Annotated in this window: 15 protein-coding genes; 5 read left to right on the forward strand and 10 right to left on the reverse strand. The window is 60.1% G+C overall.

All coding sequences use genetic code 11. From position 1 onward, the window contains the following. Positions 1 to 97 precede the first annotated feature (97 nt). Positions 98 to 577: a YajQ family cyclic di-GMP-binding protein gene (locus AACX99_RS19735; protein WP_339414133.1), complete on the reverse strand. Its 480-nt coding sequence runs from the start codon at positions 575 to 577 to the stop codon at positions 98 to 100. Positions 578 to 727: 150 nt separating this feature from the next. Between AACX99_RS19735 and AACX99_RS19740 the strand changes: the two genes are divergently transcribed. Genes AACX99_RS19740 through AACX99_RS19755 form a run of 4 tightly spaced genes read left to right on the forward strand, consistent with a single transcriptional unit; the run spans position 728 to position 5,257 of the window. Beyond that, positions 728 to 1,693: a GGDEF domain-containing response regulator gene (locus AACX99_RS19740; RefSeq protein WP_339414134.1), complete on the forward strand. Its 966-nt coding sequence runs from the start codon at positions 728 to 730 to the stop codon at positions 1,691 to 1,693. 12 nt (positions 1,694 to 1,705) lie between these two features. Further along, the gene (locus AACX99_RS19745; protein WP_339414135.1) at positions 1,706 to 2,614 is read left to right on the forward strand and encodes a putative 2-dehydropantoate 2-reductase; all 909 of its coding nucleotides are present in this window, start codon (positions 1,706 to 1,708) and stop codon (positions 2,612 to 2,614) included. Between the two features lie 46 nt (positions 2,615 to 2,660). Next, complete coding sequence (locus AACX99_RS19750; RefSeq protein ID WP_339414136.1) at positions 2,661 to 4,679, forward strand: sensor histidine kinase; 2,019 nt, start codon at positions 2,661 to 2,663, stop codon at positions 4,677 to 4,679. A gap of 2 nt (positions 4,680 to 4,681) precedes the next feature. Then, positions 4,682 to 5,257 (forward strand): cob(I)yrinic acid a,c-diamide adenosyltransferase, encoded by a 576-nt coding sequence (locus AACX99_RS19755; protein WP_339414137.1) that lies wholly within the window; start codon positions 4,682 to 4,684, stop codon positions 5,255 to 5,257. 117 nt (positions 5,258 to 5,374) lie between these two features. Here AACX99_RS19755 and AACX99_RS19760 read toward each other — a convergent pair whose 3' ends face one another. The 7 genes from AACX99_RS19760 to AACX99_RS19790 all read right to left on the reverse strand — a co-directional run bounded on the left by AACX99_RS19760 (position 5,375) and on the right by AACX99_RS19790 (position 14,318). Beyond that, positions 5,375 to 6,268, reverse strand: a complete 894-nt coding sequence (locus AACX99_RS19760) for an RluA family pseudouridine synthase (RefSeq protein WP_339414138.1) — start codon at positions 6,266 to 6,268, stop codon at positions 5,375 to 5,377. Between the two features lie 51 nt (positions 6,269 to 6,319). After that, positions 6,320 to 7,375, reverse strand: a complete 1,056-nt coding sequence (locus tag AACX99_RS19765) for an HPP family protein (RefSeq protein ID WP_339414139.1) — start codon at positions 7,373 to 7,375, stop codon at positions 6,320 to 6,322. A 114-nt stretch (positions 7,376 to 7,489) separates the two neighbouring features. Further along, the gene (locus AACX99_RS19770; RefSeq protein ID WP_339414140.1) at positions 7,490 to 8,431 is read right to left on the reverse strand and encodes a Nudix family hydrolase; all 942 of its coding nucleotides are present in this window, start codon (positions 8,429 to 8,431) and stop codon (positions 7,490 to 7,492) included. Further along, positions 8,428 to 9,060, reverse strand: coding sequence for a glutathione S-transferase family protein (locus tag AACX99_RS19775; RefSeq protein WP_339414141.1), 633 nt, complete (start codon positions 9,058 to 9,060; stop codon positions 8,428 to 8,430). The genes AACX99_RS19770 and AACX99_RS19775 overlap by 4 nt, the downstream gene beginning before the upstream one ends. A 126-nt stretch (positions 9,061 to 9,186) precedes the next feature. Next, a complete protein-coding gene (gene argJ / locus AACX99_RS19780; RefSeq protein ID WP_339414142.1) occupies positions 9,187 to 10,404 on the reverse strand; it encodes a bifunctional glutamate N-acetyltransferase/amino-acid acetyltransferase ArgJ in 1,218 nt (405 codons plus the stop codon). Between the two features lie 137 nt (positions 10,405 to 10,541). Further along, the gene (gene secA, locus AACX99_RS19785; protein ID WP_339414143.1) at positions 10,542 to 13,274 is read right to left on the reverse strand and encodes a preprotein translocase subunit SecA; all 2,733 of its coding nucleotides are present in this window, start codon (positions 13,272 to 13,274) and stop codon (positions 10,542 to 10,544) included. A gap of 117 nt (positions 13,275 to 13,391) precedes the next feature. Continuing rightward, on the reverse strand, positions 13,392 to 14,318 hold the full coding sequence (locus tag AACX99_RS19790; RefSeq protein WP_339414144.1) for a M23 family metallopeptidase: 927 nt from the start codon (positions 14,316 to 14,318) through the stop codon (positions 13,392 to 13,394). Positions 14,319 to 14,400: 82 nt separating this feature from the next. Between AACX99_RS19790 and AACX99_RS19795 the strand changes: the two genes are divergently transcribed. Beyond that, positions 14,401 to 14,856: a DUF721 domain-containing protein gene (locus tag AACX99_RS19795; RefSeq protein WP_170048421.1), complete on the forward strand. Its 456-nt coding sequence runs from the start codon at positions 14,401 to 14,403 to the stop codon at positions 14,854 to 14,856. Positions 14,857 to 15,014: 158 nt separating this feature from the next. Here the strand turns inward: AACX99_RS19795 and lpxC are convergent, their stop codons facing one another. Both lpxC and ftsZ read right to left on the reverse strand, forming a co-directional pair. Beyond that, positions 15,015 to 15,926 (reverse strand): UDP-3-O-acyl-N-acetylglucosamine deacetylase, encoded by a 912-nt coding sequence (lpxC, locus tag AACX99_RS19800; RefSeq protein WP_090249100.1) that lies wholly within the window; start codon positions 15,924 to 15,926, stop codon positions 15,015 to 15,017. A 112-nt stretch (positions 15,927 to 16,038) separates the two neighbouring features. Next, positions 16,039 to 17,235: a cell division protein FtsZ gene (gene ftsZ, locus AACX99_RS19805; RefSeq protein WP_339414146.1), complete on the reverse strand. Its 1,197-nt coding sequence runs from the start codon at positions 17,233 to 17,235 to the stop codon at positions 16,039 to 16,041. Positions 17,236 to 17,275 lie beyond the last annotated feature (40 nt).

The following is a 17,275-nucleotide window of genomic DNA, read 5'->3' on the forward strand; positions in this document are numbered from 1 at the left end:
ACCCTTGAAAAACAAACAGCCACAAAGAACTGTGGCTGTTTTTACTGCACATGCACCGTTGCCACCATTATCAGGAAGCAGGGTTCAAGATGCTTATTCAATCTCTGAAGTTGTTGTACTGCAATGGCATACCGAAGTCCTTGGCGCGCAGGGCGGCAATAGCCTCCTGCAGGTCATCACGCTTCTTGCCAGTGATACGCACCTGCTCGCCTTGAATGGCGGCCTGCACCTTGAGTTTGCTGTCCTTGACGTGTGCGACGATCTTCTTCGCCAAGTCCTTTTCAATGCCTTCACGCAGAATCACCTCCTGCTTGACGCTCTTGCCCGACGCATAGGCGTCCTTGAACTCCAGACACTGCACATCGATCTTGCGCTTGACCAGGCAGAGCTTGAGAATCTCAACCATCTGCTCCAACTGAAAATCCGCGTCGGCTGTCAGGTTGACAGTCAGCTCTTTCAGCTCAAAGCTACCTTTACCGCGTAGGTCATAACGACGGTCCAGCTCTTTGATAGCACTGTCGATGGCGTTGGTAACTTCATGTTTGTCCAACTCGGACACCACGTCGAACGAGGGCATGGGCTTACTCCTGATAGACGGCGCGCCCTGCATCACGAATGGGACACGCCTGGCTTGACGGTAAAAAAACCCGGCCATTATATAGCGGTAGCAACACACACTGCCCGGCGATGTACCGGGCCCACATGATTTCCCCTAGCGAGCCTGCCCATGCCCAACCCCCACCTGAGTATTTTGGTCGTCGATGACGCCAAGTTCTCCAGCGCCATGATCGGGCGCGCCCTGAGCCAGGCGGGCTATCAGGACCTCCGTTTTGCCAGCAGCGCCGCCGAAGCCATCAGCTTGCTTGAACAGCGCCCAGCCAGCGTCTTGCTTGCCGACTGGCTGATGCCGGAGATGAACGGCCTGGAGCTGACCGTACAGGTACGCCAGTTCGATGAAATGGCCCACCACTACACCTACGTCATCCTGCTCACCGGCAAAGAAGGCGAAAACGTACTGGGCGAAGCCTTCGATAGCGGCGTCGATGATTTCATCAGCAAGTCAGCGATGAATGAGCAACTGGTACCGCGGGTCTATGCCGCCGATCGCCTGTGCAACACTTTGCAGCGTCTACTGCAGGAAAACCGTCTGCTCACCGAAAACATTGCCAGCCTGGAGCAGCGCAACCTGATCGACCCGCTCACCGGCCTGGGTAATAACCGTTACCTGCACCAGAAGATGCTCGACAGCCTGCGACAGGTCGAATCCCGCGGCGGCGCGCTGTGCTACTTGATGATCGGCCTGCAAGACATGCCCGAGCTGCACCAGCAATATGGCGATGCCTTCTACAATGAACTGCTCACCGGTGTGGCTCGACGCCTGCAACAGCTGGTGCGGCCACTGGATGTACTGGTGCGCCTGGATGAAAACCACTTCGGCCTGATCACCCTGCTGACTGATCTGCACGAATGCTCACCGAGCAGCTTCAAGCGCCTGCACGAAGGGATTAATCTCAAGGCGTTCAAGACCAGCGAAGGCTTTATTAGCCTCAAAGCCGGGATCAGCCTGGTTGGTCTGGATGCCAAAGGCCTACCCATCACACCGGAACAGATCACCGATCACGCCAGCAGGCTATTGCCCGAATCGCACAGCACTGGGCTGGTGACCGCCTTGCGCCTGTCCTTGCCGCAATAAGCCGCACAACATATGTGGCATATCCTCGGTGCCGGCAGCCTCGGCACTCTGTGGGCGGCGCGCCTGGCGCGCGCGGGCTTGCCAGTACAGCTGATCCTGCGCGATTCGGCGCGCCTGCACAGTTACCAACAGGCCGGCGGGCTGACCCTGGTTGAACAGGGCCAGGCGCAGCACTACGCCATCCCAGCGCAAACGGCGGATCACCCCGAGCCGATCCAACGCCTGCTACTGAGCTGTAAAGCCTATGACGCCGCAGCCGCGGTGAGCCAACTGGCTCCACGCCTGGCATCTGGCGCCGAAATCCTCTTGCTACAGAACGGCCTGGGCAGCCAGGACGAAGTCGCCCGCGTAGCACCGCAAGCGCGTTGCATCTTTGCCTCCAGCACCGAAGGTGCGTTTCGTCAGGCGGATTTTCAGGTGGTGTTTGCCGGCCATGGCCATACCTGGCTCGGCGACCCGCGTGAACTGCAACCGCCCAACTGGTTGGAGGACCTGCGCCGTGCAGGCATTGCCCATGACTGGAGCCTGGATATCCTCAGCCGCCTATGGCGCAAACTGGCGCTGAACTGCGCGATCAACCCGCTGACCGTGCTGCATGACTGCCGCAATGGCGGATTGTGTGAGCATCCAGCGCAGGTCGCCTGCCTGTGCAGCGAGCTGAGCGAACTGCTGCATACATGCGGTCACAGCACTGCCGCCGAGGACTTGCACAACGAAGTACTACGGGTGATCCAGGCCACTGCCGCCAACTACTCGTCCATGCACCAGGATGTCAGCCAGGGTCGCCGCACGGAAATCGCCTACCTGCTGGGTTACGCCTGTAACGCTGCGCACCGTCATCAATTGGTGCTGCCGCATCTGCAAGCACTGCACGGCCAGCTGCTGGCCCACCTTGATGCACGCGGATTGCCCCGCCACTGAGGCCCGCGTTAACCTGCCTGCACTTCCGTCACCGCGACAGCCCGCCATGCACCTGCGTCAAAGCCTCGAAAACCTACCGGTCGGCCGCAAGCTGCTGGTCGCCCTGCTGGCCTTGCTCGCCACCGTATTGCTGGTGGCCAACCTGGCCTTTATCAGCGCGGCCTACTGGATTTCTCAGGAAAGCGTGGCGCCTCAAGCCTTGCATACACTCGGCAGGCTGATTGCCAGCCCGCCACTGAGCAAGGAAGCACTGAGCTCCCCCACTGCCGCCGAAAAACTGCTTCGGCGCCTGGATGACTACGCGCCGCTGCGTGCGGCCGTGATCTATGACGCCAAGGGTTTGAACCTAGCGCAGCTGCAGCGTGGCACCAAACTACAGCTGCCGCAGCGCGTCGAAGAGGTCGAGTCCTGGCGCCACAGCGAGTTTCGCATCAACCAGCTGGTCGAACTGCCGCAAGTCACGGGCAACTCTGGCCATCTGCTGCTAGTTGCCTCCAGCGAGCTGCCGGGGGTGTTCTACACAGGCACCCTGACTGCCAGCCTGGTGATTCTCGCCTTGAGCGTTCTGTTCTGGCTGATTGTCTCGCGCCAGGTGCGCCGCCTGATCACCCGGCCGATCCGACGCCTGGAGGAACTCTCACGCCAGGTCACCCGCGAAGAGAACTACGCCCTGCGCGCGCGACGCGGCAATCGCGACGAGATCGGCAGCCTGGCCGATGCCTTCAACACCATGCTGGTGCGCATCGAGGCCCGCGAGCAGCAACTCAAACGTGCCCGTGACGATGCCCAGGAAGCCTTCGACCAGGCCCAGCACCTGGCCGAGGAAACCCGCCACTCCAATCGCAAACTGGAGCTGGAAGTACAGGTGCGTGGCAAGATCGAGAAAAAGCTCACCGGCTTTCAGAAGTACCTCAACAGCATCATCGACTCCATGCCCTCGGCGCTGATCGCCCTCGACGAGCAACTCTACGTCACGCAATGGAACCAGGAGGCCAGCAGCCTCTCCGGAACCCGCCTGGACGAGGCACTGAACCAACCGATCTTTCTCGCCTTCCCCCCTCTCAAGCCCTTCCTGCCGCAGCTAAGGCGTACTGTCGAGCAGCATCAGGTGGAAAAAATCGAGCGGGTCACCTGGGGTAGCAATGAGCAGCCGCATCACTTTGCCCTGACTTTTTACCCGCTGACGGGCGGCAGCGGCCGTGGTGTGGTGATCCGCATCGACGACATCACCCAGCGCCTCAATCTGGAAGAGATGATGGTGCAATCGGAGAAGATGCTCTCGGTCGGCGGTCTGGCCGCCGGCATGGCGCACGAGATCAACAACCCGCTGGGCGCCATCCTGCACAACGTGCAGAACATCCGCCGGCGCCTGTCACCCGAGCTGGAAAAGAACCGCGAACAGGCCGAACAGGCCGGCATCTGCCTCGAAGACATCGACCGCTACCTGAATGCCCGAGAGATTCCACGCCTGCTCGACGGCATCCAGCAAGCCGGCAGTCGCGCAGCGAAGATCGTCAGCCATATGCTCAATTTCAGCCGTCGCAGTGACCGTCAACTGGCGCCCTGCAACCTGCCCGCCTTGATTGATCAGGCCGTGGAAATCGCCAGCAATGATTTCGACCTGACCGACAGCTTCGACTTCAAGAGCCTGAACATCCAACGCGAGTTTGCCGCCGACCTCCCCCTGGTGCCGGCCACCGCCAACGAGTTGGAGCAGGTGCTACTCAACCTATTGAAGAACGCCGCCCAAGCCATCCATCAGCGCGACGACTGCGCGATACCGGGGCAAATTACCCTACGCGTACGCCTGGCGCCGCCCTGGGCGGAAATCCAGGTGGAGGATAATGGCGTCGGCATGCCCGAGCCCGTGCGCAAGCGCATCTTCGAGCCGTTTTTCACCACCAAGGAAGTCGGTCAGGGCACCGGGCTTGGCCTGTCGGTCTCCTACTTCATCATCACCAACAATCACAAAGGGCAGATGGAAGTGCAGTCCAAGGCCAGCCAAGGCACTTGCTTCACCCTGCGCCTACCACTGGCCATAGCCACTCCTGACACAGGTCTTTGAACATGGGTTACCGCCTCTCGAAAATCTACACGCGCACCGGCGACGCTGGCGAAACTGGTCTGGCCGATGGCCGCAGAGTCGGAAAGGACCACCCACGAGTGGAAGCTATTGGCGAGGTGGATACGCTAAACAGCCATATCGGCCTGCTGCTGGCCGATCTTACCGAGCAACAAAGTAAATGGCCTGGACTTGCCGAAGTCATCGAGGTGCTCGCACCTTGTCAGCACCGCCTGTTCGACCTCGGCGGCGAACTGGCGATGCCCGACTATCAGGCCCTGCAGGCCGCGGAAATCGAGCGACTGGAAGCGGCTATCGACCGCTGGAATGAAGAAGTCGGCCCGCTGGAAAACTTTATCCTGCCCGGCGGCTCGCGACTGATTGCCCAAGCTCACGTCTGCCGCAGCCTGGCCCGCAGCGCCGAGCGCCGTTGTCAGCACCTGAACGCCGTGGAGCCGATCCGCGGCGTCGGTCTGGCCTACATCAACCGCCTGTCCGACCTGCTGTTTGTCACCGCGCGACTGATCGCCAAACGTCAGGGTATCGCTGAAGCACTCTGGCAGGCTGCTGCGAAACAATAGGGAACACCATCCCCGGATTACATCCGGGATACTGAGCCAGCCATGTAGGGTGGATGACGTTTTTTCATCCACCATTACGGGTTGGTGGATGGATAAAGCGCCATCCACCCTACGACATCAGAGCAGACTAAGCTGGCTTTCGAAGCTCCGCCGCTCACCGGTCAGTGGGTCAATAAAGCTCAGACCCTTGGCCAGCAGTTTTAGCGGTTTGCTGTAGTCATCCGGCGTATCCGGTGCATCCGTAACCTCGGGATAGAAGGGATCATTGAGGATCGGGGCACCCATCGCGGCCAGGTGTACGCGCAACTGATGCTTCTTTCCCGTTACCGGATGCAGCCGGTAAAGCCAGTGCTCACTCAGACGCTGGGCGACTTCGATACGGGTTTCGCTATTGGCCTCACCGGCGACTTCCTGCATGCGGAAAAACGGCTCAGCGCCCTCCAGTCGGGTCGCCCGCAGCAGCGGAAACTGCAGCTGCGGCAAAGGCGCCGCCAGCGCCTCATAGCACTTGTCCATCTGCCGCAAACGAAACAGCGCCTGGTACTGGCCACGGCTCTGCCGATTGGTGGAAAACAGCACCAGCCCGGCGGTGTGCCGGTCAATCCGGTGCAGCGGCACCAGATCGGCATTGCCCAGGCGCTTGGCCAACCGTGCCTGCAGGGTCTGCTCGACGTATTCGCCAGCGGGCATCACAGGTAGGAAATGCGGCTTATCGGCCACCAGCAGATGCTCATCGACATGCAGCAGGGTTTCTTCAAAGGGAATCGGCGTCTCTGCCGGCACCTCGCGAAAATAGTGCACCTTGAGCCCTTCGCGATACATCGTAGCCATGCCAAGCGGTTGGCCTTGAGCGTCCAGCACCCGACCACGGGCGATCCGTTCCTGCCACACCGCCGGGGTAATCGCCGGGAAATGCGCGCACAGGCACTCGAACACCGTCGCCCAGTTGCCACGCGGCAAGTGCAGGGTGCTGGGGCGCATATTCGAGGGGGAACGGGCTTCAACAGACATGAACACACTCAACAGCAGGCGGCGGAAACACAGGATAACTCAGCCCCAGGTTTAACCCGCCCCCGGCGCGGGACTCTGCAGTGACATACGGAACAACGCCGCCAGCAGGTCAGTCTGGCTGACGATACCCAGCAAGCGACGGTGCTCATCCACAACGGGCAGCCGATGCACGTCGGTATCGGTAAGCATCTGCAGCAGGTAAGTCACCGGCCAGTCGGCGCGGCAGGTCGGTGCCTGGCGCTGCATACACTGGCTGACCGTTTGTGTATCGACGTCGGCCAGCAACAGGTCGTGTAGGCTGAGCATGCCCTGCAATTCGCCCTGTGGGTTAAGCACCGGCATAGCGCTTAACCGATGTTCATGCAGGCTCAAACGCGCCTCGGCGAGGCTGGTGTGCTTCGTGAGGGTCTGTACATCAAGGGACATGATGTCGCCGCAACGCACTTCACCGAAGCGCCGCTGATAAGCCCGCGCCTCGGTTTGCAGGAGAATTTCCTCCAGGTCTTCGCGGGAGATATCGAGTAGCTCGCCACGCGCATTGAGCACAGCATCCAGATCTGCCGGGGTGAAACCCAGACGATCGCGGGGGATCGGATCGCGGGTCTTGTGCACGTTGCCATGCTCAAGCGGACAGTGCGGGTACTGGCGGCGTAAGGCGTTATTGAACAGCAGCGCGATCAGCAGCAAGCCAATGGAGTTCAGCCCCACCGGGTAGAGGGCAAAGTGATAGCCCAGTTGAGCCACTTCCGGGCCTGCCAGCACCGCGGTCAATGCCACCGCACCACCTGGCGGGTGCAAACAGCGCAGGGCAAACATTCCGGCAATCGCCAAGCCACCAGCCAAGGCGGCCACCCATGCGTCGTGGCCAAGCCAGGTAGCGCAAGTCACGCCAATTAGAGCGGAGATCAGGTTGCCACCGAGAATCGACCAGGGCTGTGCCAATGGGCTGGCCGGCACGGCAAACAACAGCACCGCCGACGCCCCCATAGGTGCGATCAGCCAGGGGCTGGCACTGCCGAGCACCTCATGACAGAGCCAGCCACTGAACAGCAGCCCCAGCACCGCGCCCACACAGCTCAACGTCCGCTCACTCAGACTGACCGCCATGGGCGCCGGCCAGAAGCCCTTCAACCACGCTTTGATGCTTTGCACCCTCAACCGCTCACCTGTAACGCACCATTTGAGGGCGCGACTATAACGTCCTTTACCCGAAGGTGGCAGCTACTCCGGCCAGAACGCGCGAATTCCCGCCACGCCTTGGGCGCCTACCTGCCAGGCCCGCTCTACGTCGGTCGGGGTAACACCGCCGAGCAAATAGGCCGGCTGATTAAAGCCCTGCAGCAGCTCGGCAACCTGCGCCCAGCCCAGCGGCTGTGCATCGGGATGGGTCTGGGTGGCTTCTACGGGTGACAGGGTGATGAAATCCACGCCCATCTGCGTGGCCAGCTCAAGTTCCTGCGCGCTGTGACAGGAGGCAGCTAACCAGCGCTGCGCTGGAAACGGCCGGCCACCTGCGCTCAATTCACGTAACTGCTGCGCGGTCAGGTGCCAGCCGGCAGCGGGAAAGTCACCCAGCCACTCCAACGGCCCCTTGAGCATCAGCTGCGCCTTGCCCGCACAGAGGCCAAGGGCATCGACGGCAATGTCGCGGTACTGCGCATCGAACATCGCTGGGGCACGCAGTTGCAGCAAACGAATACCGTTTTTCAGCGCCGCCTGGATACCGCGCAGCAACTCAGGACCGCTCAGCCCCTCGGGGGTGATCAGATAACGCTCGGGCAAGCGCGCCGCTGCGACAATCGGCTGGTTGGCGGCGGGAAATTCATAGTCTCCCAACTGCCGTGGGCTGACCCAGGCCAGCGGTTGGCCTTCGGCGCCATGGGGCTCACCGGTATAAGCCGAGACTTCCCAGACATCCAGCAGCACCTGTTTGTCTGGGTAATCGTGACGCACCTGAATCAGCGGCCGCGCGGCACTGGGGCGAATGCCCAGCTCCTCTTCCAGCTCACGGGCCAAGGCAGCCTGCACCGCCTCACTGGCCTCGACCTTGCCACCGGGAAACTCCCAGAGGCCGCCCTGATGCTTATCATCAGGGCGCTTGGCGAGCAGAATCTGCCCATCCACACCGCGGATAACCGCAGCGGCTACATGGATACGCTTCACGCCAGATGTTCCTCCTGAGCAGCCTGGTACCAGTGCTGAAACGCCGGCCACTGATAGATCGTCTCGACATAGGCGGCAGCCTCTGCCGGCAGCGCCACCTGATAACTGCGCAAGCGCGCCGCCACCGGAGCGAAGAAGGCATCGGCCAGGCAGGGCTGACCAAACAGAAAGCCACCGCCCTGGCCAAAGCGCTGTCGACACTCGACCCACAGGGCACAGATACGCTGGATATCGGCCGCGGCATCGGCGGGTATTTCTGCCAGCGCCTGATTACGCTTGAGGTCCATCGGCAGATGACTGCGCAGCGCAACAAAACCGCTGTGCATTTCGGCACAGGCACTGCGTGCCAGCGCGCGGGCAACCCGCGCTTGCGGCCATAGCTGGGCAGCGGGAAAACACTCGGCCAGGTATTCGCCAATCGCCAGGGAATCCCAGATGGCGCCATCGTCGCTGATCAGCAGCGGCACCTTGCCCGTCGGCGAATGCTGCAGAATTCGCGCACGGGTATCGGGCCGGTTCAGGATAATCAGCTGCTCGGTATAGGGCGCGCCGGTGAGTTCCAAGGCCAACGCCGCACGCAGCGACCAGGACGAATAGGTTTTGTCACCGATAACCAGAGTAAGGGACATGGGCTGCACTCGATGCAAGAAGGTCGAACGACCTTAAAAGGCGACTCACGCAATAGCAAATTCCCGTTGCTCATAGGGGCATGAACAACGGGAATGCAGGCAATCAAACAGCCGGGGCGTGGCGGATCAGGTGCGGTATTCGGCGTTGATCTTCACGTACTCGTGGGACAGGTCGGTAGTCCAGATCGTCTCGCTGCAGCTGCCGCGACCCAGCTCGATACGAATGGTGATTTCTTCCTTGGCCATCACCGCAGCGCCCTGCTCCTCGGTATAGCTGGCGGCGCGGCAACCACGACTGGCGATGCACACATCACCGAGGAATACATCGATCAGGCTGACATCCAGTTGTGCCACACCCGCCCGTCCCACAGCGGCGAGAATACGCCCCCAATTCGGGTCGGAGGCAAACAGCGCGGTCTTGATCAGTGGCGAATGGGCCACGGCATAACCGACGTCCAAGCATTCCTGATGGGTTGCGCCGCCATTGACCTGCACGGTGACGAACTTGGTCGCGCCTTCGCCGTCGCGCACGATGGCCTGGGCCACCTCCATACACACGCCGAACACCGCTTCCTTGAGTTTGGCGAACAGGTCGCCGCTGGCCTGGGTAATTTCCGGCAAGACGGCCTTGCCAGTGGCGATCAGCATGCAGCAGTCGTTGGTCGAGGTATCGCCATCGATGGTGATGCGGTTGAACGACTTGTTCGCCGCATCGCGCAACAGATCCTGCAGCACGGCCTGGGCGACCTTGGCGTCGGTGGCGATATAACCGAGCATGGTCGCCATGTTCGGCTTGATCATCCCGGCGCCCTTGCTGATACCGGTCACAGTAACGGTGACACCATCGTGCACGAACTGACGGCTGGCACCCTTGGGCAGGGTATCGGTGGTCATGATGCCGGTGGCAGCTTCGGCCCAGTGGTTCTCGGACAAATCGTCGAGAGCGGCCTGCAGTGCGCCTTCGATCTTCTCGACCGGCAGCGGCTCACCAATTACCCCGGTGGAGAACGGCAGCACGGCGCCTTCATCCACCCCAGTCAGCTGCGCCAGGGCAGCACAGGTGCGCGTGGCATTCTGCAGGCCCGGCTCGCCGGTACCGGCGTTGGCGTTTCCGGTATTGGTCAGCAGGTAACGCACGCTGCCCAGCACACGCTTCTTGGCCAGGATGACCGGCGCGGCGCAAAACGCATTGAGGGTAAACACACCCGCTACGCTGGAGCCTTCGGCACATCGCATCACTACCACATCCTTGCGTCCTGGGCGTTTGATGCCCGCCGAAGCGATGCCCAGCTCGAAACCTGGAACCGGGTGCAGGGTAGACAACGGGCCAAGACCAACAGCCATAGAGAACGCTCCTTAAGGTGGTAGGACTTATTGCGATGGTAAAACGCCGCGAGCGGTCGGACCGTTCGCGGCGTTAATCAAGCGGGGTCAAGCATAGCCAACTTCACTGTCGGCTCAACCCTCGTTACACGGCAGGCTCAGTTGACCTGGCCGTGGCAATGCTTGTACTTCTTGCCGGAACCACAAGGGCACGGTTCATTACGGCCAATCTTCGGTTCGGTACGCACGGGCGCCACGGCAACCGCCTGGTCACCCTCTTCGTCACTGGCCTGCGGCTGCAATGCTGACGCCTCGGCGTGCTGGAACTGCATGCGCTCGGCTAAGGCATCGGCCTCGCGGCGCAGACGGGCTTCTTCTTCAGCCGGGTCTTCGCGGCGCACCTGTACATGCGAGAGCACGCGGATGGTGTCGCGTTTGATCGAATCCAGCAGCTCCTGGAATAGAGTGAAGGACTCGCGCTTGTATTCCTGCTTAGGGTTCTTCTGCGCATAGCCACGCAGGTGAATGCCGTGACGCAGGTGATCCATGGTCGACAGGTGGTCTTTCCACAGGTCATCAAGGACGCGCAGCAGAATCTGCTTCTCGAAGGTGCGCAGGGCTTCGGCGCTGGCTTCGTTTTCCTTCTCGTTGTAGGCGTTGACCAGTTCTTCGAGAATGCGCGAGCGCAGGGTTTCTTCATACAGCTTGTGGTCGTCGTCGAGCCACTGTTGGATCGGCAAGCGCAGGTTGAAGCTGCTGTAAAGCGCCTCTTCCAGACCGGCGATATCCCACTGTTCAGGTAGCGACTGCGGCGCGATATATTCGTTGATGGTGTTATCCAGCACTTCCTGGCGGAACTCGGCGATGGTTTCGCCGATGTTGTCGGCAGCCAACAGCGTGTTGCGCATGTGATAGATCACTTTGCGCTGCTCGTTGGCCACATCGTCGAATTCCAGCAGCTGCTTACGCATGTCGAAGTTGCGCCCTTCAACCTTGCGCTGGGCCTTCTCGATGGCGTTGCTGACCATACGGTGTTCGATGGCTTCACCGGACTGCATGCCCAGGGCCTTCATAAAGTTCTTCACCCGATCCGAAGCGAAGATACGCATCAGGCTGTCTTCCAGCGACAAGTAGAAACGACTGGAGCCCGGGTCACCCTGACGACCGGAACGACCGCGCAGCTGATTGTCGATACGCCGCGATTCATGGCGCTCGGAGGCGATCACATGCAGACCGCCCGACTCGATTACCTGCTGGTGACGCTTCTGCCAATCGGCCTTGATCTGCGCAATCTGCTCAGGTGTGGCGTTCTCCAGGTTGGCAACTTCAACTTCCCAGTTGCCACCCAGCAGGATGTCGGTACCGCGACCGGCCATGTTGGTGGCAATCGTCAGTGCGCCCGGACGGCCGGCCTGGGCAATGATCTCGGCTTCTTTCTCGTGGAATTTAGCGTTGAGCACCTTGTGCTCGATGCCTTCCTGATTGAGCAGCTTGGACATGTGCTCGGAGGTTTCGATGGTGGCCGTACCGACCAGCACAGGACGCCCCAGGGCCATGCTTTCCTTGATGTCGGTGACGATGGCGGCGTACTTCTCTTCCGCAGTCAGGTAGACAAGGTCGTTGAAGTCCTTGCGCGCCAGGGCACGGTTGGTCGGGATCACGATCACCGCCAAGCCGTAGATCTGATGGAACTCGAACGCCTCGGTGTCTGCCGTGCCGGTCATACCGGACAATTTGCTGTAGAGGCGGAAGTAGTTCTGGAAGGTGGTCGAGGCCAAGGTTTGGCTTTCGGCCTGGATCGGCAGGCCTTCTTTGGCCTCGATCGCCTGATGAAGGCCTTCGGAGAGACGACGACCAGGCATGGTGCGACCGGTATGTTCGTCGATCAGCAGCACCTGGTTGTTCTGCACGATGTATTCAACGTTGCGGTTGAACAGCTTGTGCGCACGCAGGCCCGAGTAAACGTGGGTCAGCAGGCCCAGGTTGTGCGCGGAATACAGACTCTCGCCCTCGGCCAGCAGGCCAACTTCGGTGAGCATTTCTTCAACGAACTGGTGGCCAGCTTCGTTCAGCTCGACCTGGCGGGCCTTCTCGTCGACCTTGTAGTGGCCTTCCTGCGTGACCACGCCCTCTTCTTCCTCAACATGCAGCTTGAGGCGCGGGATCAGCTTGTTGATCTCGGTGTAGAGGCGCGAACTGTCTTCGGCCTGCCCGGAGATAATCAGCGGGGTGCGCGCTTCGTCGATCAGAATGGAGTCAACTTCGTCGATCACGGCAAAATTCAACTCGCGCTGGAATTTGTCTTCCAGGCTGAAGGCCATGTTGTCGCGCAGGTAATCGAAACCGAATTCGTTGTTGGTGCCGTAGGTGATATCGGCGGCGTAGGCTTCGCGTTTCTCTTCCGGCGGCATAAAGGGCGTGACGATACCCACGCTCATGCCAAGGAACTCATACAGCGGACGCATCCAGTTGGCGTCACGGCGAGCCAGGTAATCGTTGACCGTAACCACGTGCACGCCCTTGCCGGACAGCGCATTGAGGTACACCGCCAGAGTCGCCACCAGGGTCTTACCTTCACCGGTGCGCATCTCGGCGATCTTGCCTTCGTGCAGGGTCATACCGCCAATCAACTGCACGTCAAAGTGGCGCATGCCCATCACACGCTTGCCGGCTTCGCGGGCTACCGCAAAGGCTTCGGCCAATAGCTGATCGAGGGTCTCACCTTTGGCCAGACGGGCTTTGAACTCCTCCGTCTTGGCGCGCAGTTGCTCATCGGAAAGGGCAAGCATCTGCTCCTCGAAGGCATTGACGGCTTGTACCGCCTTGAGCATGCGTTTGACTTCACGCTCGTTCTTGCTTCCAAAGAGTTTTTTCAACAAAGGCGCAAACATATCGACAGGATCTTCCAGGCGTATGGATTGAGGGCGGCTGAACAGCGACCCATGCAGCCTTTAGGGCTGCGTGCGAAGGGGGCATTCTACCCGGAAACGCAAACGAGGAAAGCGGCGTTATTCGACGTCGTTGACCCGGGCTATGTAGCTGGCTGGATTGACCACCTGGCCATTCTTGGTGACTTCAAAGTGCACGTGGTAACCACTGGCGCGACCACTACGACCGACCTTGGCAATGGTCTGCCCGCGCTGCACCAGGTCACCGATCTGCACCTGATTGCTCTTGTTGTGGGCATAGAGGGTGGTGTAGCCATCGGCATGACTGACCTCCACGACATTGCCATAACCCGACTTGACCCCGGAGAAACTCACCACGCCAGCCGCGACGGCAACCACATCACTGCCCGGCTTGGCGGCAAAATCGACACCTTTATGCTGGGTATTGCGCCCGGTCAACGGGTGCACGCGGCGCCCGAATGGAGAAGACATATAGCCATGGCGCACCGGCATGCCGGACAGGTACTCAGCCTCACTCAACTGACGCTCACCGATCAGCTGCTCCAGTACCTCGAGCAGTTGCTCGCGACTATCCAGGCGCAAGCTCAGGCGATCAAGCTCATCCATAAAGGGCGGCGGCGTATACGCGGCATCACCCAGCGCATCTTCAGCACCGCCCTGGCCGACATTAAGAGAGAAATCAAATTCACTGGCATCCAAATCTGCCAGCTCGGTCAGGCGAGCCCCCAGCGCATCTAGGCGAGTCAGGCGCGCCTGCAATTCGGCTACATGGACGGCAAAAGCATCCAGCTGACGTTGTGCATTACGGCGCACCTCACCGACCTCGGCGCGCTGCTGATCCATAGCCAAGTTGAGCTGAGTGTCGTCATGCACCTCAACTGTCGCCGGCGCCCACCAGGCGCCAACGGCCACACCACCGGCCAACGACGCGCCGAGCGCCAGCAGTAATGCCAACAGTAACCAGCGGAGATCCAGACTGAGCGAACGTGCGGCACCGTGATGCCGACTAAGTAAAATGATGTGCAAGGCGTTCCCCTAAGTGGTGAACCGTCAGTCGGCAGCAGCGATTCTGCTACCATGGCGGCTTCACTTTTTCAGGCGTCCTGCCATGACTTTTCGTCCTTTGCCAGCCCGGGCTCCCGCCGCACTGTTGCGCGAAGCGAAACCCCTGAAGGCACTGTTCAATCAAGCGCAGCGCATTGATCGCCTACAGCACCTGCTGGAAAGCCAGCTGCAGCCCGCCGCTCGCGAACACTGCCATGTAGCGTCGTGGCGCGAGGGCTGCCTGCTGCTGATAATTACCGATGGCCACTGGGCCACGCGCCTGCGCTATCAACAAAAACGCTTGTTGAAACAGCTGCAGGCACTCGAAGAATTCGCGACCTTAACGAAGATTCTGTTCAAGGTGCAACCTCCGACTGCTGAAAGGCATGCACCAAGTCGCACAATTTGCCTATCCAGCAGCGCTGCGGAAAACATTCAGGCCACCGCCGACGGCATCAGCGATCCAAAACTGCGCGCCGCCCTGGAGCGCCTGGCCAAGCACGGCAAACCCAGCGAATAAGTGCTTTTCACCCACTAAAGCGCGAGTAAAAAGTGCTCAAGAATCATTTTTAACCTCGCCCAGCGACGGCCGACGCCTGACTGCCCGGGACAGCAGGCCAATAAAAAAAGAGGCCACCCGAAGGTGGCCTCGAAAAGCAAAGTAAGGAGGGTATTGCGTTACACGGCCGCAACCGGGCGCATGTATGAGATTGGCGCGGTGTTGGGGTCATCAAAGGTGACGACTTCCCATGCATCAGGCTGCTCGATCAGGGTGCGCAGCAGGCGATTGTTCAGCGCATGCCCCGATTTGAAACCCTTGAACTCGCCAATCAGGCTGTTACCCAGCAGGTAAAGGTCACCGATCGCATCGAGAATCTTGTGTTTGACGAACTCGTCCTCGTAACGCAGGCCATCTTCGTTCAACACGCGAAACTCATCCACCACGATGGCGTTATCTACGCTGCCGCCGAGTGCCAGGTTCTGTGAACGCAGGAACTCGATATCACGCATAAAACCGAAGGTGCGAGCGCGACTGACTTCCTTCACAAACGAGGTGCTGGAGAAGTCAACGCTGGCTGACTGGGTGCGATTGCGGAACACCGGATGATCGAAATCGATCTCGAAGGTCACCTTGAACCCTTCGAAAGGCACGAAGGTGGCGCGCTTGTCGCCCTCTTCAACTGTCACTTCACGAAGGATGCGGATGAACTGCTTATGGGCGTCCTGCTCTTGCAAACCAGCAGATTGAATCAGGAATACAAAGGGACCCGCACTGCCATCCATGATCGGTACTTCGGACGCGGAGAGCTCGACGTAGGCGTTATCGATGCCCAGGCCAGCCATGGCCGAAAGCAGGTGCTCTACCGTATCCACCTTGACATCACCATTGACCAGTGTGGTCGACATGGTGGTTTCACCAACATTGCCTGCACGCGCGGGAATTTCCACGACAGGGTCCAAGTCGGTACGACGGAACACGATACCGGTGTCCACGGGAGCCGGCTTCAGGGTCAGGTATACCTTTTCCCCGGAATGCAGGCCGACGCCAGTGGCGCGGATAATGTTCTTCAGGGTGCGTTGTCTGATCATGGCTTTGGCCGCTATAGCACTAGTTGCGAATAGTTTTCAACAATGGCCGGCGATGATAGCAGAACCGGCCTTTGCTGAACACCAATCACCCCAATACTCCTGATACATTTCATCAATCGGCCTGACGACGCAAGAACGCCGGAATGTCCAGGTAGTCCAGGTCATCCTGCGGATTCAGCTTGGCAGCAGTCGCTGCGCCGCCGTGGCTTTGACGCTGAACAGTCGGACGCTCGTAGTCCTTGTAGTTGACGCTCTGCTCGGCACGGGCCGGGGCCGGCGCACTGCTCGAACCACTTACAGTGTTGGTAGAAACCTGCACGGTGTTGTCGATAACCTTAACCGGCTTCTCGATACGCGCACCCAGGCCGGTAGCAACCACAGTGACATGCAGCTCGTCGCGCATGTCAGGATCGATCACGGTGCCAACCTTGACGGTCGCGTGCTCAGAGGCGAACTGCTCGATGATGTTACCCACGTCGGAGTACTCACCCAGGGACAGGTCAGGACCGGCAGTGATGTTCACCAGGATGCCGCGCGCGCCTTGCAGGTTGACGTCTTCCAGCAGCGGATTACGGATCGCCGCTTCGGTGGCTTCACGTGCACGGTTCGGACCGCTGGCGCAGCCAGTACCCATCATCGCCATGCCCATTTCGCTCATCACGGTTTTCACGTCAGCGAAGTCGACGTTGATCATGCCCGGACGCTTGATGATGTCGGAGATACCGCGCACGGCACCGGCCAGTACATCGTCAGCCTTGGCGAAAGCCGACAGCAGGCTGGCGTCCTTACCGAGGATGGTCAGCAGTTTTTCGTTCGGGATGGTGATCAGCGAGTCGACGCTTTCCGACAGCGCGCGAATACCCTCTTCAGCAATGGTCATGCGCTTCTTGCCTTCGAACGGGAACGGACGGGTCACCACCGCAACGGTGAGGATGCCCATTTCCTTGGCCACCTGAGCGATAACAGGCGCAGCACCAGTACCGGTACCGCCGCCCATGCCGGTGGTGATAAAGACCATATCAGTGCCTTGCAGCACTTCAGCGATACGCTCGCGATCTTCCATGGCCGCCTGACGGCCGACTTCCGGATTGGCGCCTGCACCAAGACCCTTGGTCACCGCAGTGCCCAGTTGCAGCACGGTACGTGCGCCGATGTTTTTCAGTGCCTGAGCATCTGTGTTGGCGCAGATGAACTCGACGCCTTCAATGTTGTTTTTCGCCATGTGGTTGACCGCATTACCGCCGCCGCCGCCCACGCCAATGACCTTGATGACTGCACTTGCTGGTGCGCTGTCTACGAGTTCAAACATTTTCCCTCTCCTTTACTTTCTAGTTGTAACGCCTACTGCA

This window comes from Pseudomonas sp. EA_35y_Pfl2_R5 (genome assembly GCF_963970805.1).
Classification (GTDB): domain Bacteria; phylum Pseudomonadota; class Gammaproteobacteria; order Pseudomonadales; family Pseudomonadaceae; genus Aquipseudomonas.